At 39.7% G+C, this 1,345-nt stretch carries 1 pseudogene; it reads left to right on the plus strand.

The annotated features are described in order from the left end of the window. A pseudogene (locus tag ACFIJJ_RS09730) lies at nucleotides 1–1,345 on the plus strand (hypothetical protein); the annotation flags it as partial.

The raw sequence follows: 1,345 nt of genomic DNA on the forward strand, positions 1-1,345 counted from the left end.
TTTGTGATCAAGAAAGTTGATGCGGAAGGTAAAGAAAGTGAGGAAAGCTACAATAGTGTAGCGGAAGCCTTTGCTGGTGTTGCGAGTTCTATTACGAATGTTCATAATGATGTAACTAATGTTGTTAGTGATAGTCTTGCCAAGCAGGATGATGATACGAAGGTTATCACTATTGGTAAGGAAGTAGAAGGTACAGAACTCAATATTGCCAACAGTAAAGAAGAGGATAGAACCCTTTCTGGCATCAAGGCAGCAACGAAGAATAATGAAGCAGTTAACAAAGAGCAACTTGATAAAAGTTTAGAAAAACTTTCTAACAGTCTTCAGTCAGAAGATTCAGCAGTGGTCCACTACGATAAGAAAGAAGATGAAACAATTGACTATGGCAGTGTGACTTTAGGTAAAGGTCAAAATTCTGCACCTGTTGCACTTCATAATGTTAAAGATGGTGTAATTTCTGAAAAGTCGCATGATGTTATCAATGGTGGTCAGCTTAATAAGATCTCACAAGATGTTGCCAAGTTTCTTGGCGGTGATGCAGCGTTTAATAATGGCGCGTTTACAGGACCGACTTATAAATTATCCAAAGTTTCTACAGAAGGTGAGGTAACAGAAGCTTCCTTTACTGGTGTAGATACAGCGTTTACAGGGCTTGATGAGAATATTCAGAATGTTAATGCACGGATTAAAGAAGTTTCTGAAGGAGTAGCGCAGGATTCTTTATCTTGGAGTGATAAGGAAAAAGCCTTTGTAGCAAAGCATGGAGATGGATTGGAAAGAAAAAATAGCAAAATTAAGTTTCTTGAAGACGGCATAATCTCTGCGGATTCGAGCGATGCAGTGAATGGTTCACAGCTTTACACAATGAATAATACGCTTGCGACCTATTTTGGTGGTGGTGCTGGTTATAATGAAAAAGGAGAATGGATTGCCCCTACCTTCAAGCTTAAAACTATCAAGGATGATGGCAGCACTGGTGAGGAAAGTTATAAAAGTGTAGCAGAAGCACTTTCTGATATTAGTACTTCTGTTACGAATGTTCATAATGATGTAACCAATGTTGTCAGTGAAAGCCTTGTCAAGCAGGATAAAGATGAGATGAAGGTTATTAAGATTGGTGCAGAGAAAGAAGGCACTGAAATCGATATTGCTAACAGTAAAGGTGATGCTCGCACAATTTCTGGTGTTAAGTCTGGATTACTTACAGCAGAATCGATGGAGGCGGTGAATGGCTCACAACTCTATTTGATGAGTAACGCATTGGCTGCGTATTTAGGAGGAGGAGCTAGCTATGAAGGTGGCGAATGGAGGGCTCCAGAATTCAAGGTTGCACAATTCAATTCTG

This window comes from Bartonella sp. TT29SHDZB (assembly GCF_042193395.1).
GTDB lineage: Bacteria > Pseudomonadota > Alphaproteobacteria > Rhizobiales > Rhizobiaceae > Bartonella.